The following is a 23,669-nucleotide window of genomic DNA, read 5'->3' as shown; positions in this document are numbered from 1 at the left end:
CGACACCGGATTGGATAGAACGAGTCGGTCGTGAAGTTTCTGTCGCCCCTCCGGGGCGTCGTGTGACTTCGGGCTGCGAGAACCCGGGGCATACGCCCCTGGCTACATGATGTCGCCCCGCTGGGGCTTGGGATGGCGAGACTTCAACAGCCAATTAGCTGACATGCCTCTAAGCGACACGATCCGCGAATCGCAAATTTGGAAAAGCATCTTCCGGCATCCGATGCCGGTGGATCGGCGCAATCGCATCGTCGTGATGCTGACCAACTTCTTCTTGCATCTGCACCCAGTGTCGATCAAGAAGCAGGGGATTGCCCTCAGCTACACCTGGTGCATGGGCGGCGTCACCTTCTTCCTGTTTCTGGTGGAAACGGTGACCGGCGTCCTGTTGATGTTCTATTACCGCCCGACGGTCGAGTGGGCGTACACCGACATTCAAGCCTTACGAGACGTGACGTCGCTGGGCTTGCTGCGCGAAATTCATCGCTGGGGCGCCCACGCGATGGTGATCACGGTGTGGCTCCACATGTATCGGGTGTTTCTCACCGGCAGCTATAAGCCGCCGCGGGAATTCAACTGGGTGGTAGGCGTCATTCTACTGCTGCTCACCTTGCTGTTGTCGTTCACTGGCTACCTGCTGCCGTGGGATCAACTGGCGGTTTGGGCCATCACGGTCGGGTCAAACATGGCTCGCGCGACGCCGGTTCTTGGCCATGAAGGACCACTGCAGCAGCTGCTGTCGGTCGGCGGCGTCGACATGATTACCAACGCGTCGGACGCGCGGTTTGCGCTGCTCGGCGCCCGCGAGGTCGGCGAAGAGACGCTCAATCGGTTTTACATTCTGCACTGCATTGCAATCCCGCTCGGCGTGGCGCTGCTCCTGGCAATCCACTTCTGGCGGGTACGAAAAGATGGCGGCATCAGCGGGCCTTTGTAAACAGAGGAGTCAGGAGTCAGGAGACAGGAGTCAAATGCTTCTGTCTCTGACTCCTGATCCCTGACTCCTGACCCCTGCATTTCATGACTCACGGACTGACCGAAGCGCAATTTCTGAACACGGTCGCCTCGTTCCTGGGGCCGTATTACATCGTGCTTGCACTGATGAACGGCATCGCTGCGCTCTATCTATGGCGCTCTGGAACGGCGAAAACTTGGTTCAGTATCCGCGCCGGCGAGCAGACGTTTCCGTTCACCAGCGCGATCGTCTGGCTCCTGCTTGCCTTTGTCTTCATCGTCATGTCACCGCTCGCCTGGAGCGGTCACGGGGCGTGGATGCCCTCGATGCCTGAGTGGCTGCGGGAGTTCGTCAATCGCAGTACGGGTCCGGTCGTCTACAGCGTCGGCACGGTGGTGCTGCTCAGCATTCTGTTCGTTTTCCGCCGGTTCTTTGTGAACCCGACGGTCGCATGGGTGATCTGGAACCTGATGTTGCTGTTCCTCGGCCTGTCGATGACCGACCGCGACTTCTACGAGATCGTGGCGAAGCCCGACAACGTGCCCATCGTGATGCTCGTGTTGCTCCTTGCATATTTCACGTGGCTAGCGACCTATCGGGCGGTGATCAACGACGACCGGATCGCCCGCGGCGAAGCGCCGCTCGAGGCGCTCGACAATGAAAAGATTCTGGTGTGGCCCGACCTGGTCTACACCGAACTAATCTGCATGATCGCCCTGACGGCGTTCCTGATTTTCTGGGCAATCGCACTCCCCGCGCCGCTGGAAGAACCTGCGAGCAGCGTCAAGACGCCGAACCCGTCGAAGGCGCCCTGGTACTTCCTTGGGCTGCAGGAGATGCTCGTCTACTTCGACCCGTGGATGGCGGGGGTCGTGCTGCCGAGCTTAATCGTCGTCGGGTTGATGGCGATTCCGTACATCGATTTCAACAAGGCAGGCAACGGCTACTACACGATCAATCAACGTAAGTTCGCCTACATCATCTTTCAGTTTGGCTTCCTGGTTATGTGGATCACGCTGATCGTGCTTGGCACGTTGTTGCGGGGCCCCAACTGGAATTTCTTCGGCCCGTACGAGTATTGGGACGCACACAAGGTCGAAGCGCTCGACAACGTCAACCTGTCGCAAATTTTTTGGGAGCGCTGGCTCGATCGGCCGATGCCGACGGCTCCATCGGGAAGTCCCTTCGCAGTGCAGGCCGGCTACATCCTGCTGCGGGAGTCGCTCGGCATCATTTTGACGCTCGGCTATTTCATTGCCTTGCCGCCGCTGATGGCGCTGACCGTGTTCCGGAAGTATTACCAACGGATGGGACTCATCCGCTTCATGTTGATGGCGAACCTGATGCTCTTCATGGCGTCGCTGCCGATCAAGATGGTGCTGCGGTGGGTCTTTAACCTGAAGTACATCATCGCGATTCCTGAGTGGTTCTTGAATTTTTAGCACACAGCGGTCAGCGGTCAGCAATCAGCGGTCAGCCAGAGGCAATGGCATGACGGCGGATTCGACCTCTGGCTGATCGCTGAAAGCTGATAGCTGAAAGCTTTTTTCCCATGCCCGCTTCGGAACAAACTTGGCGCAATCAACGGACGATGCACGTCATCTTTGGCGCCAGCGCCATCGTGATGGCCATCGCCACGGTGATGTTGATGGCCCGCGACCACAATCGCGAATGGAAGGATTGGACGCTCAAGGATCGCAAGAAAGACGCGTGGATGATCCAGTCGCGTCGCGACGCGGCCGCGCAGCAATACGCCAAGTTGATGAACGCGTATGAGGACGAACTGCGGGACTACGACAGCCAGGCGGTTCCCACGGATCTCGTACTGCAGTTTGAAGAGTTGGTTCGGCAAGAGAACGAGCGATTGAAGAGCGCTTCGCCGACGGTACAGGAAGCAGCTCCCGCGGCAGGTGGGGAAGACGACTCCCAAGAAGCCGAAAGTCCTGACGGCGAAGTTACTAAAGTCGCTTACGAAGTGACGCTCGTTGCCGCCGAGGGTGAAGTCGCGCTCGCCGAAGATCCCGAGTTCGCCAAACTGAACGCCGCCGTCGCTGATCTCGATTCGAAAACCCCGGCGGTCGTCGAGGCCAAAGAAAAGCTGACGACGCTCAAGGCCGAACTCGAAACGATCGTGCAGGCCAAGCAGGCGGGCGCGGCCGAAACGCCGACGCCGGAAAATGCCGAAGCAGCCGCGAAGTCGGCTGCCGAGCTCGACGAGCAGGAACAGACCCTCAAGGCCGAAATCAAGGCGGCTCAGGATGCCTTGTGGTCGGCACAAGACGCGGCCGTCGTCGCCCGCGGCAACGTGCTGGGCGAATTCAACAAGTTCATTCGCGCCGCAAAATTCCGCGAGACCACGCTCGTCTCCAGGAAAAAGTCGCTTAACGGTCAACGGACCGCCAAGGTCAGCGAACTCGGCATCAAGATTGGCCAGGGCGGCGAACCAGGATCCGTGGAGAAGCTGCAGGGCGAGGTCAATGATCTCGACCGGCAAGTTGCAGAACTGACGGCCGCAATTGCCGCGGCCAAAGAATACCGCATGGCCCTAGAGCAGGTGGTCTCCGCCGCCAACGCCGAGAAGGTGGTCGCGTCGAAAGAGCTCGACACGATGAACACCGAATTGAAGCGGCTTGACGAGCAAGTCGCGCAGAACACCTCGAACGCGGGTGAATGGGTCACGCGGCTGCCAATCCTCAACGCCCTCTACAGCGGTAACGTGAAGGTCGAGCAGAACTGGCTTCCCGATCTTACGATCAACTACAACTTCTCGCAGGTGGCCCGGTTCGATCGTTGCGTCACCTGCCATCGCGGCATCGCGAAGACCGCCCCCGGGACGGCGAGCGATCCGATGTACCCAACGCTTCCCGAAGAACTGCGGAACGTCACCGTTCAACTTGCGACGCCTGAAGCTCAACCCGCCGCAGGGGCGACGTTGGTCGACGTTTACGGAATGGAACTATCGGACTCGGGGATTGTCGACGACGCCGCCGTGACGGTGCACTACGTGTTGCCCGAAACGCCGGCCGCAAAAGCAGGCATCGAGTCGGGCGACGTCATTCAGGAAATTGCGGGCTCGCGGGTCTTCTCGCCGGCGGAGGCCAGCGAACGTTTGCTGACGCTCGTCGACTGGAACGCCAAGATCCCGGTCGCCCTCCGCCGCGGGCTCGATCATCCCTACACGAGCCACCCGCGGCTCGATCTCTACCTGACGGATACTAGCCCGCATCCGATGAAGGACGTTGGCTGCACGATTTGCCACGATGGGCAGGGAAGCGGCACGTCATTCTCTTGGACTTCTCACACGCCAAACGACGCCAAGGAGCAGAATCGCTGGGCCCAAGAGTACGGTTGGTTCGACAACCATCACTGGATTTTCCCGATGAAGCCGGCCCGCTTCGTCGAGAGCAACTGCCTCAAGTGCCATCACAACAAAGGCGAGCTCGAACCAAGCCAAAAGTTCCCCGATCCGCCGGCGCCGCAGGTGGTCGAAGGCTGGACGCTGGTCGAGGAATACGGCTGCTTCGGCTGCCACGAAATCAACGGCTGGGACAGCCCCACGGCGAGCGTCGGTCCCGACGTGCGGCTGGAACCTAACTACGCCGAAGTCGCCGGCGCGATTCTGCACAGCAAGGCGCTGTCGGACGGCCAGCGTGAAATGGCTCAACAGCTGCGCGTTCAGCCGAGCAACAACGAGCTGAGGCTGCAGTTGCTGGGTGCTCTCGCCTCGAAGCCGACCCCGCCGGGCGAAGAACCTACCGAGGCTGCCGATCAATCGCCGGAAGAGGCTCAAGCCCAGGCCGAATTGTCGCGGCTGGCGACGCTGCTTAAGGACGTCGAGATCCCCGGCGAGTACCGCAAGGTCGGCCCGAGCCTCCGTTACATCAAGTCGAAGGTCGACTACGACTGGCTATACAGCTGGGTTCGCAAGCCAGCCGACTTCCGTCCGTCGACGAAAATGCCGCAGTTCTTCGGTCTGCACGAGCACCTGAGCGATCCCGAGGATGCCTCGCAGCTGGCCGAAAGCCAGCGGTTCGAGCCGATCGAAATCCGCGCCATCACCGAGTACCTGCTCAACGCGAGCGACGACTTTGAGTATCTCGAGCCGGCGCAGGGCATCACGGAGCAGGCATCGGCTGAGCGCGGCGAATGGCAGTTTGAGTCGCGCGGCTGCTTAGCCTGCCACGCCCACGAGGAGTTCCCCGGCATCGCGTCGAACCAAGGTCCCGACCTGTCGCGGCTCGGCGCCAAGCTCAACACCGAGAAGGGGCGCCGCTGGCTCTATTCGTGGGTGAAGCAGCCAAATCGGTATCACGCCCGTACGGTGATGCCTGAGTTGTACATCGGCCCCATCGTCGAGAAAAACGCGCAGAACCAACCGACCGGCGTCGTCACCGATCCGGCGGCCGACATCACGGCGTTCCTCTTGGGCGTCCCGACCGATTGGCAGCCGACCGACGTGCCGGCGTCTGACGATTGGACCGTTGAGGACAAGTCCGCGCTCGCCGACCTCGCCCAGCTTTGGCTCACCAGCGACGCGATCCCCAAGGGTCGGGCTCGCCAGTATCTTGAAGGCGAAGGCTTCGCCGAGTCGCAACGCGCCAAGCTGAAGACGAACGAGCGAGTTCTCATCGGGCTGACCGACGAGAACCGGGTCGAGCGTCAGCTGGAGTTCGTCGCGCGGAACACGATCGGCAAGTACGGCTGCTTCGGTTGCCACGACATCCCCGGTTTCGAGGACGCCAAGCCGATCGGCACGGCGCTGGCCGACTGGGGCCGGAAGGAAACGTCGAAGTTGGCGTTTGAAAACATTCACAAATTCCTTGAAACCCACAGCATCAATCCCGAGAATCCGACGCACGACGCGCTACCGCACGCCGACGGCTCAGCCAATGCGGCCGAAACCCCGGCGGGCGATCATGCCGCCGCGGAGGGCGACGGCCACGACGCCGCTCACGCCGCTAGCCATGGCCATCTCGATCCGGCTGATTTCAGCGCCGACGAAAGTTACTTCGTCCAATCGCTTAACAGTCACGGCCGCGACGGCTTCATTTGGCAGAAGCTGCGCTACCCGCGCAGCTACGACTACAAGACGACGCGCAATAAGAATTTCAACGAACGGCTGCGGATGCCTAAGTTCCCCTTCAACGACCAGCAACGGCAAGCGGTGATTACGTTTGTGCTGGGCCTGGTGAAGGAGCCGCCGGCGACGAAGTTCCTGTTCAATCCGGACGCACGGCAGCAGGCCATCGTCGACGGGCGCCAAGTCTTGGAACGATTCAACTGCGGCGGTTGCCACACGCTCAAGATGGAGCAGTGGGTTTTCGGCTACGGTAGCGACACGTTTGAGGATGCGTCGGAGGTCGTCGACTATCCGTTCCTTGATCCTGGCTTCACCGATCAGCAGATCGCTGCGTCGCTGGCGAAAGACACCCGCGGGCTGCTGCAAGCGAACATTGCCGGCCAGCCGGTCTTCGATGAGGAAACAGGCCAGCCGACCTGGGTCGACGAAGATCGCCAGCCGATCACGGCCGAAGAAGTGATGGAGGCCGAACAGGAAGATGGCGAGGCGATTTCGGTCTTCTACCGTTTCGGCCTCTGGGCAAATGAGCTAATCAACGGCCAACCGCGCCTCCGCGGCGTCGACGAGCTCCTCATCCCAGCTGATCGTGCGAAGTATGGTCCTGCCAACGGCAACGCTTATCCAGCCTGGGGCGGCGATCTCGCTCGATACCTCTTCCCGAAGGTGATTGCCCGGGCGAAGGAAGTGAACCCGCAGGTCAATGGGCGCGAAGCGTGGGGTTGGCTCCCGCCGCCGCTCATGGACGAAGGAAAGAAGGTGCAAACTGATTGGCTTCACGGATTCCTGATGGATCCGACGATGATTCGGCCCGCCGTAGTCATGCGGATGCCGAACTTCCATATGTCGAGCGAAGAGGCGGAAAAGCTGGTCAACTACTTCGCCGCGATGAGCGAGGCCCAGTTCCCGTTTGAATACAAACCGCAGCAGCGCGCCAATTACCTGACAAATCTCAACGCCAAGGGCGGCGATCCGCTGGCCGAGGCGATGAATATCGTCACCAACGGCAACTACTGCGTGAAGTGCCACGCCGTGGCCGACTTTGCGCCGCAGGGCGACCCGAATACGTTCGGCCCCAATCTGGCCGACGTCCAAAGCCGCCTGCGGCCGAACTTTACGCGGGATTGGATCGCCAATCCGGCGCGAATCCTGCCGTACACCGGCATGCCGGTGAATATCCCTTACCGACCGGACGATCCCCACCTGGGGGGCGTCGCCCAAGAGCTGTATCATGGAACTAGCGTCCAGCAACTCAACGGGTTGGTTGACTTGCTGATGAATTTTGACGCTTACGCCCGTCGCAACACGTCGGTGAGCTCGCTTGTCGAGCGGGCCGCCGCGGCTCAGCCCGCCGGCGGAGCGACGCCCCCTGCCGGCGGTGCATCCGCCGCGGATGAAGCGGGCGAATCCACGCCATGAGGGCCCCCGTCTGGTAGCCCTGGAAATGAAAGAGAGTAGATCGATGAGTAGCAACGCTTTCCGTCGCATGTGTACCGTGTTTGCCCTGGGCGCCGCCGTCGCGGTCAGCTCGACCGCCGCTGCGGCGGAATGGGGCACGGTGAAGGGCAAATTCGTCTTCAAGGGAGACGTGAAGCCCGAGAAGATCGTCCCCAACAAAGACACCGAGTACTGCTCGAAGCACGAACTGGTCGACGAGTCCGTCGTCGTCGGCGACGGCGGCGAGCTGGCCAACGTCTTCGTCTACCTGAATCCGGGACGCGGCAAGAAGCTCGAAGTTCATCCCGACGTCAAGCCTGCCGACAAGCCGCTGGTCTTGGATAACCATGGCTGCCGGTTTGAACCGCACGCGATGACCGTTTGGACGGCCGACAAGTTTGAAATCCGCAATTCGGACGAGGGGATCGGCCACAACACGAATGCCTCGATGCTGTTCGCCAACCCAAAGTTCAACGAGCAGGTGACTAACGGCGCGCCGATCTTAAAGCAGTTCACCAAGAGCGAGAGCTACCCCTCGAAGGTCGCCTGCAACGTCCATCCCTGGATGAACGCCTACGTCCTGATTCGGGACAACCCTTACATGGCGGTCTCGGCGGCGGATGGCACGTTTGAAATCAAGAATGTCCCGGCCGGAAAGCACGATTTCGCTTTCTGGCACGAGGCCAAGGGGAACCTCAAGGATCTGAAGGTCGGCAAAGACAAGGCCGATCGCAAAGGACAGTTGGCGATCGATGTTCCCGCTGGCAAGACCGTTGATCTCGGCGTCATCGAGATCACGCCGGCGCTGCTCGGCAAGTAGTTCAGTCGCGTTCACTACGTACCACGGCGAGTAGCCCCGGCCAGTCTTGGCCGGGGCTCGCGCCCCAGTCCAACGCCGCCATGAATCGCATCTTCGCTCATCGCTCTTTCCGTACCTGGGGACTCGCTTTGGCGGCGATCAGCGTTGCCGGTTGTTCCCGTTCGAGCGAAGACCCCATCGTTGCCAATCTGACGGCTGCCGAAAAGATTCGCACGGTCCTCGTTGGCGAAGGGGCCGCGGCGGGAGGCGACGCTGCGGCCACCGGCACCGGCTGGGCCACGCTGAAGGGGAAATTTACCTTCGATGGCACGCCGCCGACGATGCCGCCCTATGCCGTGAACAAGGATCAGGCGACCTGCGCTCCAGGCGGCCAAGCGCCGCTGCAGCAGTTCCTGCTCGTCGACTCGGGCAACAAGGGGATTGCCAATATTGCAGTCTTCGCCCGCAAGGTCTCACGCGTCCATGAAGGTTCCGGCCCGCGCACCGACACGGCGCTGCTTGATCAGAAGGAATGCGTGTTCCTGACGCATCTATTGGGGGTCACCACCGGCCAGCCGATCGACATCAAGAACAGCGACAACGTGGGCCACAACACGAATATCTCGGGACAGAACGGCTTTAATCAGACGATTGCCAGCGGCGCCTCGACGCCGTTCGTCGCGAAGAAGGAGGAGTCGCTTCCCGTCCCCGTGCGCTGCAGCATCCATCCCTGGATGCTCTCGTACATGTTGCCGCGCGAGAATGCCTACTTCGCCGTGACGGGCCCCGATGGCTCGTTCGAGATCCCGAACCTCCCCGCGGGCGAGAAGCTTGAGATTCAAGTCTGGCACGAGCACGCCGCCGGCGGCAACGGCGCCTTGTTCGTCGACACTCCCGAAACGAAAGAACTCAACTGGTCGAATAAGGGCCGGTTTATCGTGACGCTCGAAGAAAATGAAACGCGCGACCTGCCGATCGTCGTCCCCGCTTCGGCGTTCGGCGGTTAGCCGAGGGCAGCGCGACGCATGCGGCGTCGTGCGGCTGGGCGATTGATCGCCGTGGTGGCCGAAGCCACGCAGTACATCCAACGCCATCAAAACAACTCAACGATCCCCGATCGTGCAATGAAGCTGACTTCCCGATACTCCGTGCTGTTCACCGCCGCGACCGCGCTGGTCGCGCTTGTCGGCTGCGAACAGGCGCCGGCCCCGCGCTTTCACCTGAACCCCGTGGTGATGGTTTCCAACGAAATCAGCCCCGAGTATCAGCAAGAAGTGGCCAACGTCCTGGCAGCGATGTTCGGCACGCCCGATGCGCCGTACGCGCTGCCTGAATCGGGGCTGAACCAGCAGCGCCTTACGCTTGCGGCCGGCGCCGCCTGGAGCGACAAGCAAGGCGTCGACCGAGGTCTCTACCGTAAGCACTGCGTTCATTGCCACGGGATCAATGGCGACGGCCGCGGCCCGACAGCTCGCTTTTTGAATCCCTACCCGCGCGATTATCGGCAGGGCGTGTTCAAGTTCAAGACCACGTTCAACCCCGCGAAGCCGACCGACGCCGACCTCCGCCGCGTGCTGAACAACGGCGTCCCCGGCACGTCGATGCCGTCGTTCTCGCTGCTTACGGAATCGGAAGTCGATGCGCTGCTGGAGTATGTGAAGTATCTCTCGATCCGCGGAGAGATGGAAACGAAGCTCGCGCAGTACGTCTACGACGAACTTGGCGAAGCCGAAAAGGAAGACGAGAACGGCAACCCCGTGCTCGATGAAGACGGCAATCCGGTCATGGAGCGTCCCCCCTTCGATCCGGCGACCAATCCCGAACAAGGCGAAGTGGTTAAGGAAATCCTGACCGAAGTAATGGCGCCCTGGCAGGAAGCGAGCGATCAGGTCATTGTGCCGGCTGAAGATGGCATTCCCGAAGACAATCGCACGCCCGAAGAAATCGGCGAGTCGGTCGCCAAGGGCCGCGAACTGTTCTACGGCACGAAGGCGAATTGCTTTACTTGCCATGGTCCGACCGGATTGGGCGACGGTCAACAGAACGATTACGACATCTGGTCCAAAGAGCAGAAGGCGTTCCAAGACGCGACCGCGCAGTTGCAGGAATCGATCGTCAGTCAGCAAAAGGAAATCGCTCGACTCGGTCGCGAGGGTAAGGAAACCGACGAAGAAGAAGCGAAGCTGGCGGCCGACGAAGCGACTCTTGCCCTGAGACAGCCGGTGGCGCACAGCTTCTATCCGATTCGCAACGCCATTCCTCGCAACCTGCGCAAGGGCGTCTATCGCGGCGGTCGCCGGCGATTAGATCTCTATTGCCGCGTCAGCGCAGGCATCGCGGGAACGCCCATGCCGGGCGTCGGCGCCGCGGCTCCGGGGGCGCAGGGCACGCTTAGCGACGAGGAGATTTGGAACGTCGTCGATTACGTGCTGAATCTCCCTTACGAGCCAGCGAGCAATCCGCAGCCGGCGCTGCCGTGGAACAGCGATCAGATCGCGAACTAACGAAATCACCCGTCGAACTTCAACGCCAGCTCAACCAACAGACGGCCGGCCGCTCGGGCCACAATCAATCATGATTAAGCGGTTCCTACGCTGGATGCCTAGCTTCTGGGCGCTCCTTTTCCTCGCCGTGCCGGTGATGGGCGTCGCCACGTTCGTCTTAGCCGACCATTACAACATCTGGCTGCCGCGCGACGTTTCGGAGCATGGTCGCACGATCGATCAGCTCTTCTTCTTTATTCTCTACCTCACCGGCATCGTTTTTATCGTTACCGAGGTCGTGCTTTTCTACTTCGCCTGGAAGTACGACGCGAAGCACAACTCCAAGCCGGTCGAGTTCTCGCATGGCAGTCACTCGCTCGAAGTCGTCTGGACGATCTTGCCGGCGGTGACGCTGCTGTTCATCGCGATTTATCAGATGGACGCTTGGGCGGCGGCGAAGATGCGACCGCCGGAAATTCCGTTCACCTGCGAAGTGACCGGGCGGCAATTCAACTGGGACTTCCGTTATCCCGGTCCCGACAACGTCCTCTACACGCCGGACGATATCGTCCGCACCGACGGCAACCTGTACCTCCCCTACGGCGAGGAGGTGCTGCTGAAGATCACCAGTGCCGACGTGCTCCACAGCTTCTTTCTGCCGAACTTGCGTCTGAAACAAGACGTGATCCCCGGCATGGATCAGAAGATGTGGTTCCGCGCGACCGATGGGGGGAGCTTTGACATCGTCTGCGCCGAACTCTGCGGTTGGGGCCACTACAAGATGAAGGGCCGCATTCACCTGCTGAAGCCCGAGCAGTTCGCGGCGAAGTTGGAAGAATTACGGCAAGAACAGAACACGATGCGAGTCGCGGAAGCAAAGTAGATGTTTCGTCCGTGGGCAGTGGTCCGTTGTCCGTTGCAACAGCAGCTGACCGGCAACCGCAACTGACCAAGGACAACTGACTACGGACAAATTAAATGAGCACCGTTCCCTACGACCACCATCACGAAGCCGCCGGCCACGCCGCCCACGGACATGGGCACGCCCCCAGCTTCTTGAAGACGTACGTTTTCTCGCTCGATCACAAGATCATCGGCCTGCAGTTTCTGTTCAGCACGCTGATCTGGTTTGTCGTCGGCGGCATGCTCGCGCTCGGCGTTCGCTGGCAGCTCGCCTGGCCGTGGAGCCCAATGCCGATTCTCGGCAACTTGGTCGGCCACGCCGAAGGGGGGCAAATCCCGCCTGAGACGTACACGATGCTCGTCACCATGCATGCGACGGTGATGATTTTCTTCGTCATTATTCCCGTCCTCGCGGGCGCCTTCGGCAACTTTCTGATTCCGTTGATGATCGGCGCCGACGACATGGCGTTCCCGACGCTCAACATGCTGAGCTACTGGTTCATGTGGCCGGCGTTCATTGTCATCGGAGCGAGCTTCTTCGTGGAAGGAGGCGCCGCCCAATCGGGCTGGACCTCCTATCCGCCGTTATCTGCGCTATTCACGGCGGCTCCGGGCAGCGGCACGGGACAGACGCTCTGGCTAATCGGCGTTACGTTTGTCGGCGTTTCGTCGATGATGGGCTCGGTCAACTACATGACCACCATCATCCAGATGCGCGCCCCGGGCATGACGATGTTCCGTCTGCCAATGACGATCTGGGGCATGTTCATCACCGCCACGCTGCAGGCCTTCGCGTTGCCGGTACTCACCGCCGCGGGCTTCATGCAAGTGACCGACCGGTTGCTCGGCACCGGATTTTTCCTCTCCGATGGAGCCACGGCCAACAACGCCTTGGCGCAGGCCGGCGGCGGGCAGCCCCTCCTCTGGCAGCACTTGTTCTGGTTCTACAGCCACCCGGCCGTTTACATCATGATCCTGCCGGCGATGGGCATGGTTTCCGACATCCTCAGCTGTTTTAGTCGCAAGCCGTTGTTCGGCTACAAGCCGATGGTTTACTCGATTGGCGGCATCGCGGGTCTCGGCTTCATCGTGTGGGGCCATCACATGTTCGTCTCGGGCATGAATCCTGCGCTTGGCCTGACGTTCATGGTGTCGACCATGATGATCGCGCTGCCGAGTGCGATCAAAACGTTCAACTGGCTTGGCACCATGTGGGGCGGCAAGATCCAGTTCACGACGCCGATGCTTTTCTCCATCGCGTTCGTCTCGATGTTTATCATCGGCGGTCTCTCCGGCATCTTCATGGCGGCCACGCCGGTCGATATCTTCATTCACGACACGTACTACATCGTCGCCCACTTCCACTATGTGTTGTTCACCGGCACGGCCATGGCGGTGCTCGGGGCGATTTACTTCTGGTTCCCCAAGATGTTCGGCCGCATGATGAACGATCAGTGGGGCAAGATCCACTTCCTGCTGACGTTCATCTTGATGAACTGCGTCTTCTTTCCGATGCACATCCTCGGCATGCGGGGCTTCCCGCGCCGGCTGGCCGATCCTTACCACTACGATACGTTTCGCGACCTCATGCCGCTGAACCAGTTTATGAGCTGGTGCGCATTCTTGCTCGTCGGGGTGCAGATCATCTTTGTGATCAACTTTTTCTGGAGCATATTTTTCGGTCCCCGCGCCGGCCGAAACCCCTGGCACGCCAATGGCCTGGAATGGCAGGCGCCGAGCCCGCCAGGGCACGGCAACTTCGATTTCCAACCGGTGATCTACCGCGGCCCGTACGAATATGGCTCGCCCGAGGTCGACGTCGATTACTACCCGCAAACCCAACCGCCGACGGGGCGCGAAGTTCCGGCAGCGAAGCATTGACTCTTGCTGAATTGATAATGGGTAAGTCTCACGCAAAGGCGCAGAGGCGCAAAGGAAAAAAAAGCACCAATTGCATTTCTTCGCGCCTTGGCGCCTTTGCGTGAGATCTGCATTTCTTGCATTCGAAAATGCCTTCAGCCTCCACACCGCTGCCGTCGCGCTGGCCCCATCGTTGGGCTTGGGCCTTGGCGTGCGCGACGTTCCCGTTGGTGTGGTGGGGGGGCTTCGTCACGGCGACCGGCTCGGGAATGGCCTTCAAAGATTGGCTCACGTCCGACGGCGTGTTCATGCCGATCTATCCCTGGCTTAGTTCGACCGGCGACAAGTTCATCGAGCACGGCCATCGACTCCTCGGCATGCTGGCCGGCATGCTGACAATCGCGCTAGTCGTTTCGCTTTACCTGGGCGAGCCGCGCCGCTGGGTCCGCCGTTACGGCGTGGCCTTGTTGATCGGCGTGATCGCCCAAGGCGTCCTTGGCGGGATGCGCGTCGTCCTCGATGAGCGCCTGCTCGCCCTGATCCACGGCTGCACCGGCCCGCTCTTCTTTGCGGCGGCCGCGGGGATGATTCCCGTAACCTCGCGCCGTTGGCTCGCTGAATCGACGCCAGCCGATGAATCGTCCCCGAGCGCAACCACATCAATGGCCACGCCGAAGCTTCTTCGACTCGCCATTCTCACCGCGGTGCTTGCCTACCTCCAATTGGTCGTTGGCGCGGTCGTTCGCCACAGCCCGCTGATGCTCACCGAGGGCGCCCCGCGCATCTTCCAGATCGCGGTCTATTTCCATCTGCTCCTCGCCGCTGCGGTGACGTTCCACGTCTTGCTGTTGGCCCATAAGTGCTTTTGGGGCCGGGTTTGTCGCACGCCGGCCTTGTCGCTCGCCCTGCTCATCGGGTTGCAGTTGCTGCTCGGCGTCTCAACCTGGATGATGAAATATGGCTTCCCGCAATGGGCCGCCCGCTTCGTCGGAGAGACCGGCCACTTCAACCGTGCCGACGACCTTGCCAGCGCCGTGATCGTCACCGCCCACGGCGCGGTCGGCTCATTGATCGTCGCCCTCGCCGTGGTTGTCGCCCTGCGCGTCGGCCGACAAATAGGTTTCCCCCATCCCGCCTCACGCCCCAGCAGCGTCCGCATCGCCGGGGTCCTCGCATGAACCGCCCAAACCCGCCTCACATCGTCGCCGAAGCCGCCTCCGCCGATCCTCGCTCAGTCGGTGCGCTAGGCCTGCTCGCCGCCGTCGCTTCCCGCTTTAGCGACTACCTTGAACTCACCAAGCCCCGCATCGTCGTGTTGGAGCTGATCGTCGCCGGCGCCGCCGCGGCGCTCGCTTCGCCGCAGGGGCTCAACGTACCGGTGGTGATCCAGGCCCTCGCCGCCACCGCCCTAGTCGCCGGCAGTGCGAGCATTGCCAACCAGTGGCTGGAGCGCCGCATCGATCTCCGCATGCGCCGCACCGCGAACCGCCCGCTGCCGGCGGGCCGCGTGTCGAGCGCCGAAGCGATCGTGCTGTGCGTCGCCACGCTCGCCGCTGGCGTCGCCTGGCTTGGCCTGCAGGTGAACTGGACCACGGCGATCCTGGGCGTCGCCAGTTGGATCACTTATGTCGTGATCTATACGCCGCTCAAGCAAATCTCCTCGGCGAACACCGCCGTCGGGGCCGTCGCCGGCGCCATTCCGATCCTCATGGGTTGGACCGCCACAGGCGCTCCGCTCGACCTCACCGCGTGGACGCTCGCCGGCGTGCTCTTCCTCTGGCAATTCCCCCACTTCATGGCGATCGCTTGGCTCTACCGCGCCGAATATGCGCGGGCTGGCCATCAAATGCTTACCGTGGTCGACCCGACAGGCGCTCGCGCCGGCGTGCAGGCGATCACCGGCGCCTTGCTGCTCATTCCCGTCAGCATGATTCCCGCCATGCTCCCCACTAGCGGCAGCCCTTCGCTCTACAGTCTGTGGGCGATTGCGCTCGGCGGCGTGCAACTGGCGCTCGCCATCCGGTTCGCCGTCATTCGCGACGAGTCGTCGGCCCGCCTGCTCTTACGCGCTACGCTGATTTATCTACCCGCTTGGATGACGCTGCTCTTGATGGTTTCGGTGTAAGCCTTTCCAAATCAGAAATCATAACTTCCAAATCATAAATCTCGTCACATAGCCATGAGCGATCATTCCCACTCAGCCCACCCGCCGAAGCTCGAGTACCAGCCCGCGCTGCCGATCCCTAACGGCAAGCTGTGCCTTTGGCTGTTCCTCTCGACGGAGATTATGTTCTTCGCCGGCCTCATCGGCGCGTACATCGTCCTCCGCTTCGGCGCCGCGGCATGGCCGAGCACGCACGACGTCCACCTCGTCGAATTGATGGGCGCCATCAATACGGCCGTCCTCATCGGTTCCAGCATCACGGTCGTGCTCGCCCTCGAAGCGGCCAAGCAGAACAATGCTTCGCTCGCCAAGGGCTGGATCGTCCTGACGCTCGCTCTGGGCAGCATCTTCCTCGGCGTCAAGGCGTTCGAGTACCGAGCCAAATTCTCGCACGGCATCTACCCCGGCTTGCCCCATAGCCAGATCTACGAAAGTGCGAACGTCAATTACGCCGCTGCGGTCCGCCAGCGCGTCGCGGAGTTAAAAAATCCGCTCGCCGCCAAGGAGAATCGGACCGAAGAGGACGATGCCCAGATTCAAGTCCTCGATTCGATCGCCGCCGAACTCGACGCCGCCGAAAAGCTACTGCGCGACAAGCCCGAAGCGCCCGATGGGCGCGTCGCCCTCCTCCGCCTGGCCGACCGCATCTATCCGCGGGCGAGCGTCCATGCCCTGCACGACGGGAACATGCACGACGAGCTCGAGCATCTGAAAATCGAGGACGATCAAGACCCGCTCGAAGAGGAAATTGAAAAGGCCGCCTCCGCCGCGACGCCCGTGCTGACCCTCGCCTCCGCCGAAACCTCGAATGCCGACGCGGGGCATCTGGTGGGACTCAACGATCAATACCCGTGGCTCCAGCTGCCGATCATGATTCCCGGCGGCAACACCTGGGCCAGCACCTATTTCCTGGTCACCGGCTTCCACGCCATCCACGTCATCGTTGGCCTGATTGCGTTCGGACTGCTCTGCACCAAAACGCTCAATGCCGCCTACAGCGGGGTCATCGAGAACGTCGGCCTCTACTGGCACTTCGTCGATCTGGTTTGGATTTTCTTGTTCCCGTTGTTGTATCTGTTTTAGGGAGCGGTCAGCGATCAGCTGTCAGCACTCAGCCAGAGAAGAAGCGGGTATAACGATTCTGAGTTCGAACGTTCAACCGATTCAACCTGCAGCCAGAATGTCTTGCTGAAAGCTGACCGCTGATCGCTGACAGCGTTCCCCACGGAGCCCCCATGGCCAATTTGTCGCACGACCCTGCACACCAATCGTTCGATGCCAGCGACCCCCATAGCGTTGAGCATGGCCACGGCGGCTCGATACGGACCTATGTGATGGTCGCGCTGGCGCTGGTGTTCCTCACCGCCTGCTCCTACTGGACCTACACGCCGTTCTGGCCGTTTGGAGACAACGTTGCCATCAAACGAACCTGGATGATGGCCGTCTCTTGCACGAAGGCGATGCTGGTCATCCTCTTCTTCATGCATTTGAAGTGGGAAGCCAACTGGAAATGGGTCCTCACCGTGCCGGCAAGTATGATGTCGCTGCTCCTGGTGCTCGCGCTAGTTCCCGACGTCGGCCGGCGCATGAACTACGCCTCCCGCGAACGCCTGATTAACTCCGCCCAGCAACCCGAGCGCGAAGCCGCGGGCAAGCCGGGGACGGCGCTCCGTCCCGCCGAGCATCCCGTTGGCGAGAAGCACTAAATAGCCGAGCCATCCTGGCTCGGATCACATGCCGGACCTCCGCCGCGCTTGGTCATCCGCGCCCGCCGGGATGGCCGGGCGATCCAGTCCGGCGATCCTTGCCGGGCGATGCCACTCCCTGCCCATGCCTGCCATCGCCGCCCGCCACGTTTCCTACCGCTACGGCGATCGCCTTGCCGTGGGCGACCTTTCGCTCGAAATTGCCGAGGGCGAAGTCTTCGCCTTTCTTGGTCCTAACGGCAGCGGCAAAACCACTCTCTTCCGACTGCTGTCGACGCTCATTCCGCTCCAGCAGGGCGAGATCGCGATCTTTGGTCACGACCTGCGCCGCGAGACGACCGCCGTCCGCCGCCAACTCGGCGTCGTCTTCCAGTCCCCCAGCCTAGATAAGAAGCTCACCGTCGCTGAAAATCTCCGCCACCAGGGTCGCCTCTACGGCCTCTCGACGCGCGAACTGGAGTCGCGCCGCGACGAGTTGCTTGGCGCCGTCGGCCTGACCGATCGCGCGCACGATCTGGTGGAAACCCTCTCCGGCGGGATGCGGCGTCGCGTCGAACTCGCCAAGAGCATGCTCCATCGCCCGCGGTTGCTGCTGCTCGACGAACCGAGCACCGGCCTCGACCCCGGCGCTCGCAGCGACCTCTGGAAGTATCTCCGCCAGGTACGCGAGCGTGAGGGAACCACCATCGTCCTGACGACCCACCTGCTCGACGAAGCCGATCGGGCTGACCGCATCGCGATCATGCACCAGGGAAAGCTCGTCGCCCTCGATCGCCCCGACGCGCTTCGGGCCGAACTTGGCGGCGACGCGATCACCATCAAGACCGAACGGCCCGCCGAACTCGCGGCCGGCATCCGCGAGCGCTTCCAGTGCGAATCCAAGGTGATCGACGGAGCCCTTCGCCTGGAGCAAGCCGACGGCCATCAATGGATCGCTCGCCTCGTCGAGGCGTTCCCCGCCGACGTCCAAATGATCACCCTCGGCAAACCGACGCTCGAAGACGTCTTCATCGCCCGCACGGGCCACCGCTTCTTCGGCGACGCCAGTGGGGAGGAGAACGACGAAGGCAAGAAGACGCGGAGGAAAAAGCGGTAACGATGAGTCGTCAATGTCTGAGATCGTCGTGACCGATTATTCTTCGTGAAGCCGTTGCGTCGTCGCGCCCTCGTGATAAATCAATGAATGCAACAACTGCACAGAGTTTGCCCACGGCCAGCCCGGCGTTGCCGGTGATCATCACGCTCGCCCATCGAGAGTTGGTCCGCTTCTTCCGCCAGCGGAACCGCGTCTTCGGCGCCCTCGGTCAGCCGATCATTTTCTGGCTTCTGTTCAGCGAAGGCTTGCGCGGCAATCAGCTTGATTACGCCCATTTCTTTCCGGGCACGCTGGTGATGATTCTGCTCTTCACCGCGATCTTCGCGACGATCACGATCATCGAAGACCGCAACGAGGGATTCCTGCAATCGGTGCTCGTGGCGCCCGCGCCGCGGTGGGCGATGGTGCTCGGCAAGGTTCTCGGCGGCGCCGCCATCGCCATGATCCAGGGGCTGCTGTTCCTCGTTCTCGGCGCTCTGACGCTGGGCCTTGCCAGTTCTCCGCCGGAGATCGCGCTGGCGGTCGTGCTGATGGCGTTGATCTCAACCGCGCTTACCGCCCTCGGCTTTACAATCGCTTGGCGCATGGAATCGACGCACGGCTTCCATGCCATCATGAGCGTCTTCCTGCTGCCGATGTGGCTCCTCTCGGGCGCCTTTTTCCCCGGCGGCGGCAGCGGCTGGCTCGCCTGGGTGATCCGCCTGAATCCCCTCACCTACGGCGTCGCGGGCCTCCGCCACTATTTGCACTTTGCCCCAACATCGAGCCGGGGCGTCCCCGCGCCCGGCGCCTCAGAATTGCTTCCTGCCGCCACAGACGCCGCCAGGGCGCTTCTCCCCGTCGACGCCCTCCCGCCTCTCGCCTTATGCTGGATTGTCACCGCCGCTTTCGCCCTGCTGATGCTCGCCGCCGCCTGGCGCATCGCCGCCACGCGGACGACGGGTGATATGAAGTAAAAAGGGAGTCAGGAGACAGGCGTCAGGAGTCAGAAATACTCCGACGCTGCACTTATTGACTCCTGAATCCCGACCCCTGACGCCTGCCTTCCCATGACCAACTCCGCCTTACCCTACTGGCTCGCGCTCGCTGTCGTCGTCGCCGCCCTCTATGGCGGCTTCAAGGTGTACCAGGTGGAACAGAAGCGGCGCGACGCCGCCATCGCAGCCGAGGAACTAAGCCTCCCGCCGCTAACCGATTTCGAGCTCACCAAAAGCGACGGCACGCCGTTTCGCTCGGCCGACATGAAGGGGAAGGTCTGGATTGCGAGCTTCTTTTTCTCGACATGTCCCGGCAGCTGCACGCGGCTCAATCAGAACATCAAGCACCTCTCGTCGCTCGACGACGTCGCCGACGCCGACTGGGTCAGCATCACGGTCGACCCCGCGACCGACACGCTCCCGGTGTTGGCCGCGAAGGCGAAGGAACTGAACGCCGACCCCGAGCGTTGGTACTTCTGCCGGGGCGAATTCGACGACGTCCGCCGCATCGCCCACGACTACATGAAGGTCGGCGGCGTCAGCCTCAAGGGGCACAACGACTTCGCGGTGATCATCGACAAGCAGGGCGAAATCGCGGGCATGTTCAACGCCGTGAGCACGAGCGACTCGAAGAAGGGGCTGGAGATTATCAAACGCGAGCTGGCGAAGGAGTATGTGCCGCAGGAAGAACCCGAGGCGACGCCGCCCGCCGCGACCAATGAGAAACAAGCTGCAGTGGAACAATCGAGCAGAGCTATCGCAAGCAAGGTGACGGCGCATTCAGCCCCGTGAGGGGCGAAATGATGTAGACCCTACCGGGGGCTCACGCCCCCGGCTACAACATGCCGCTCCGCCGGAGCTAATACAAAAACGCGGGATTCCAATGCCCGCCCACAAATAGAAAACATGCTCGCTACTCTTGATCTCGCGTATCAGTCCGAACTCGCCGGGGCAGGGGATTGGCTCCACATGTTACCCATCGCCGTCGGCGCCCATCCGCTGGTCCATCTCAACGCCGCCCTCAACACCCTGGCGACATTGCTGCTCCTGATTGGCCTTTGGCAGATCAAACGCGGGCTGGAGATTCGTCACGGGCGCGTGATGCTCTCGGCGCTGTTCGTCTCGGCCATGTTCCTGACGAGCTACCTCGCCTACCACTTCGCCGTGGAACTGACGGTTCGCTTCACCCACCCAGGACCGGTTAAGTACGCCTACTACGCGATCCTGCTGTCGCACGTACTCCTGGCAGTTACGGTCCCGTTTTTGGCCCTCGCAGCAACCATTTACGGCATCCGAGCCGTCGGCTGGGGGAAAGCCGCAGCCCTGCCGCCCGCAGAAAAGGCCCGCAATCGGGCCAAACACCTGAAAGTCGTCCGCTGGGCCTTTCCGATCTGGCTTTACGTCTCGGTGACCGGCGTGGTGGTCTACCTGATGCTCTATCACCTCTGGCCGTCCGCCGAGCTGGATCCTACACTAACTACAGTTCCCCCCAGCATCGCTGCCCCCGGCTCCGTTGGGGGGTAGCCCGACGCGAGGCGTCCCATGCTCAAGCGAGTTATCAACGATCACATCATCGCTTGCGGCTTAGCGCTGCTAGTTGTCGCCGTTTTTAACGACGTCGCCACCGCGTGCCCCACCTGCCGCGAAGGGCTCGCCGAGAACGACCCGCACGGCCAGTCGATGGCCGCCGGCTACTACTACAGCATCCTCTTTATGATGTCGATGCCCTTCATCATCCTCACCACATTCGGCAGCGTTTGTTACCGCACGGTAAAGCGCGCACAGGCCCAGCGCGACGCCGCCGAAAAGTAGCCGGGGTCAACGACCCGCCGGAGCGTCGGTCGCACCCTGGCTCCCGCCCTCCTGGCGCCGAGCCTCCTCCTCGTTCGGCCAGGGATCCCAGCGTTCATCGAACGCGATCCACAGCCCGCGCGCATACCGGAAGAACCAGAGCGGAAACACGACGCTGAACGCCATCAATAGCACCAGCAGCTGCTTCCCGGTCAGCGTTTCGCTGAAATAGAGCGAAAAGTAGACGATCACCACCAGCAGAGCCGTGACGCCGTAATTGAAGTAGATCGAACCGAGCAGATATCCTGGCGCCCGGTCGAACAACCGGCCGCACTCCGCGCAGCGCGAGTTCATCGCGAACCAGCCGCGAAAGATCGCGCCCCGCCCGCAACGGGGACACTGCAGCCGCAATCCGCGCATCATCGTTGCGGCCCCACCGGCCGGCTGAATCGAGGCAGGCCTCCCGTCTAGTCCGTCAGTCACGACCGTTCTCCGTGTAGGGTGTTCACCCTGGTCCGGCGCTGCCGTAGGGGAAGCGCCTGTTTGGGAGGCGTTCAGTTGGCACAATCTGCCCTCGATTTAGCGCACGCCGACGGCGGCGATGCGCAATCGTGATCGCAGTTTTCAGCCGATCGCCGGGCGCCAATTTCGTATGTGGGAACGGCATCCGCTCCGCACATGTGCAATTGGCTAGTTTCGCCCCCGCAACCGCTGGAACCGCCCTAATTCTCGCCACATTGCCCGCCGCCTGCTAGCCGCCGCATTCCTTGCGGAATTGTGTATTCCCGGCGTTTGACTCCAATCTGGTGCATCGTATCGTTGCTGAGCCGTAGATGCTTTACATGGAGCAACCTTAGTAATCTCACCGCCAGCGGTTTATCGCTCCCGCTTTGCCTGTCAGGCGCCACCTTTGATCTTCGCTTCCAGAGTCTGTTCATGGACTTCGCCTTAGCCGTCACCATCTCGAGAGTCGTTTCCGACGTCGCGTTGGCGTTCGCGGCGTTCTTCGCCGGATTCTGCGGCGCGGTAATCTACGTCCGTTTCATCTCGCGTTCCAACGCAGCCCCCGAGCCGCGTCGCGAAGAGGGTTGCGGCGAGATGTCGGCCAACGACGCCGCTCGCGCCAATATGGCAGCTCAACAGTTGCGCGACTTGGCGCGTAACGTCGCGTCCGACGTCGGCGCCCACAACTCGTTCGTCGAATCGATCACCGACCAACTCGTGGGCATCGAGCAGGGCGACGCCGAAGGTGGCGCCGTCGTGATGGACGTCGTGGCCAAAATGCTCGACGCGAACAAGCGTCTGCAGAACCGGCTCGAAGACGCCGAGCAGAAGATCAAGAACCAGGCCGAGGAGATTCGCAACCAACAGTTCGAGGCTCGCACCGACGCCCTCACGCGGCTTGCCAATCGCCGTGCCTTCGATTCGTTCCTGGTCGAATCGACCGAACTCTACGTCAACCACCATCAGCCGTTCGCGCTGGTCATGCTCGACGTCGACAACTTCAAACAGTTTAACGACGTCCACGGCCACCCTGCCGGAGACGAGGTCCTGCGCACGGTCGGGCGCACGCTCAGCCGGGTAGTCGGCGCCGGAGATCTGGCGTGTCGCTATGGCGGCGAGGAGTTCGCCGTGATTCTGGCGAACACGACCATCCAGCAGGGCCAACTCGCCGCCGAGAGAATTCGCAAGGCCGTCGCGGCGATGAACGTCCAGTTCGGCGGTAACGCCCTGCGCGTCACCGCGAGCGTCGGCGTTGCCGGTTGCATGGACGGCGAAGAGCCCGCCGTCCTCGTGCGGCGAGCCGACGAAGCCGTGTACGGCGCGAAGAAAAACGGACGGAACTGCAGCTTCTGGAACGACGGCGCCATCACGCACCTGATCGTGCCGGAGAAACCCGCCGCCGACGCCGCCAAGATCGCCGAGTCTCCGACAAAATGCTTCCCCAATCGCGCGCTGTTCGCCGATGAACTTGGCCGACGGATCGCGGAGAGCCAACGCTTTGGCGTGCCCCTGACGCTAGTCCACTTCCGCGTCCGCGACTATGCGCAGCTGGAACACACTTACGGCAACGCCGTCGGTACGCTGCTGATTGACTCGCTCGCGTCGTTCGTCCAGTCGACCCTTCGCGACATGGACCTCCTGGCCCGCCTCGAAGGCGGCGAACTGATCGTCATGCTCCCCGGCAGCTCGGCCAGTGCGGCGAAGATCGTCGGTCAGCGCGTTCGCACCTCGATTTCGCTCTGCCCCGTGCCGCTCGGCGATCACCAGATCCGCTTGGAACTCGACATGGGCGTTGCGAGCGTTCAGACGGGCGAAGACGCGGCCGCCGCCATGGAAAGCGCCCGCGCCCAACTCGACGCTACGGCCGCCGCCGAAGCGCAGGAGCGCCAGCAAAACTCCGAGCTTGCCGCTGTTTGA

19 protein-coding genes are annotated in these 23,669 nt (G+C 61.8%); 18 read left to right on the top strand and 1 reads right to left on the bottom strand.

Annotation, left to right across the window (positions count from 1 at the left end; genetic code table 11):
- Positions 1-106: 106 nt before the first annotated feature.
- The 17 genes from I41_RS20215 to I41_RS20135 all read left to right on the top strand — a co-directional run bounded on the left by I41_RS20215 (position 107) and on the right by I41_RS20135 (position 21,269).
- Entirely contained in the window at positions 107-937 is an 831-nt protein-coding gene (locus I41_RS20215; protein ID WP_246133710.1) for a cytochrome b N-terminal domain-containing protein, read from the top strand.
- Between the two features lie 83 nt (positions 938-1,020).
- Positions 1,021-2,397: a cytochrome b family protein gene (locus tag I41_RS20210; RefSeq protein WP_145434730.1), complete on the top strand. Its 1,377-nt coding sequence runs from the start codon at positions 1,021-1,023 to the stop codon at positions 2,395-2,397.
- A 110-nt stretch (positions 2,398-2,507) separates the two neighbouring features.
- Positions 2,508-7,451, top strand: coding sequence for a hypothetical protein (locus I41_RS20205; RefSeq protein ID WP_145434729.1), 4,944 nt, complete (start codon positions 2,508-2,510; stop codon positions 7,449-7,451).
- 43 nt (positions 7,452-7,494) lie between these two features.
- Positions 7,495-8,289 carry a cupredoxin domain-containing protein gene (locus tag I41_RS20200; RefSeq protein WP_145434728.1) on the top strand — a complete coding sequence of 265 codons (795 nt, stop codon included), beginning with the start codon at positions 7,495-7,497 and terminating at the stop codon, positions 8,287-8,289.
- Between the two features lie 80 nt (positions 8,290-8,369).
- Positions 8,370-9,275, top strand: a complete 906-nt coding sequence (locus I41_RS20195; RefSeq protein WP_145434727.1) for a cupredoxin domain-containing protein — start codon at positions 8,370-8,372, stop codon at positions 9,273-9,275.
- An 18-nt stretch (positions 9,276-9,293) separates the two neighbouring features.
- A complete protein-coding gene (locus I41_RS20190) occupies positions 9,294-10,772 on the top strand; it encodes a c-type cytochrome (RefSeq protein WP_145434726.1) in 1,479 nt (492 codons plus the stop codon).
- 70 nt (positions 10,773-10,842) lie between these two features.
- Complete coding sequence (gene coxB / locus I41_RS20185) at positions 10,843-11,634, top strand: cytochrome c oxidase subunit II (RefSeq protein ID WP_246133709.1); 792 nt, start codon at positions 10,843-10,845, stop codon at positions 11,632-11,634.
- Positions 11,635-11,729: 95 nt separating this feature from the next.
- A complete protein-coding gene (locus tag I41_RS20180) occupies positions 11,730-13,535 on the top strand; it encodes a cytochrome c oxidase subunit I (protein ID WP_145434725.1) in 1,806 nt (601 codons plus the stop codon).
- A 128-nt stretch (positions 13,536-13,663) separates the two neighbouring features.
- A complete protein-coding gene (locus I41_RS20175) occupies positions 13,664-14,692 on the top strand; it encodes a COX15/CtaA family protein (RefSeq protein WP_145434724.1) in 1,029 nt (342 codons plus the stop codon).
- Positions 14,689-15,639, top strand: coding sequence for a heme o synthase (gene cyoE, locus I41_RS20170; protein ID WP_168207046.1), 951 nt, complete (start codon positions 14,689-14,691; stop codon positions 15,637-15,639). Before I41_RS20175 ends, cyoE begins: the two co-directional genes overlap by 4 nt.
- 54 nt (positions 15,640-15,693) lie before the next feature.
- Complete coding sequence (locus tag I41_RS20165) at positions 15,694-16,761, top strand: cytochrome c oxidase subunit 3 (RefSeq protein ID WP_145434722.1); 1,068 nt, start codon at positions 15,694-15,696, stop codon at positions 16,759-16,761.
- 152 nt (positions 16,762-16,913) lie between these two features.
- The gene (locus I41_RS20160; RefSeq protein WP_145434721.1) at positions 16,914-17,384 is read left to right on the top strand and encodes a cytochrome C oxidase subunit IV family protein; all 471 of its coding nucleotides are present in this window, start codon (positions 16,914-16,916) and stop codon (positions 17,382-17,384) included.
- 124 nt (positions 17,385-17,508) lie between these two features.
- Complete coding sequence (locus tag I41_RS20155; protein ID WP_145434720.1) at positions 17,509-18,480, top strand: ABC transporter ATP-binding protein; 972 nt, start codon at positions 17,509-17,511, stop codon at positions 18,478-18,480.
- Between the two features lie 83 nt (positions 18,481-18,563).
- Positions 18,564-19,436 (top strand): ABC transporter permease, encoded by an 873-nt coding sequence (locus tag I41_RS20150; protein ID WP_145434719.1) that lies wholly within the window; start codon positions 18,564-18,566, stop codon positions 19,434-19,436.
- Positions 19,437-19,529: 93 nt separating this feature from the next.
- A complete protein-coding gene (locus I41_RS20145; protein ID WP_145434718.1) occupies positions 19,530-20,249 on the top strand; it encodes an SCO family protein in 720 nt (239 codons plus the stop codon).
- Between the two features lie 114 nt (positions 20,250-20,363).
- Positions 20,364-20,981, top strand: coding sequence for a DUF420 domain-containing protein (locus I41_RS20140; RefSeq protein WP_246133708.1), 618 nt, complete (start codon positions 20,364-20,366; stop codon positions 20,979-20,981).
- Between the two features lie 18 nt (positions 20,982-20,999).
- Complete coding sequence (locus tag I41_RS20135; RefSeq protein WP_145434717.1) at positions 21,000-21,269, top strand: hypothetical protein; 270 nt, start codon at positions 21,000-21,002, stop codon at positions 21,267-21,269.
- Positions 21,270-21,275: 6 nt separating this feature from the next.
- Here the strand turns inward: I41_RS20135 and I41_RS20130 are convergent, their stop codons facing one another.
- Entirely contained in the window at positions 21,276-21,668 is a 393-nt protein-coding gene (locus tag I41_RS20130) for a DUF983 domain-containing protein (RefSeq protein WP_261342497.1), read from the bottom strand.
- Between the two features lie 516 nt (positions 21,669-22,184).
- On the opposite strand from I41_RS20130, the gene I41_RS20125 reads away from it, so the two are divergent.
- Entirely contained in the window at positions 22,185-23,669 is a 1,485-nt protein-coding gene (locus tag I41_RS20125; RefSeq protein ID WP_145434715.1) for a GGDEF domain-containing protein, read from the top strand.

This window comes from Lacipirellula limnantheis (assembly GCF_007746075.1).
In the GTDB taxonomy this organism is placed as follows: Bacteria; Planctomycetota; Planctomycetia; order Pirellulales; family Lacipirellulaceae; genus Lacipirellula; species Lacipirellula limnantheis.
This window is presented reverse-complemented; position numbering and strand designations above follow the sequence as displayed.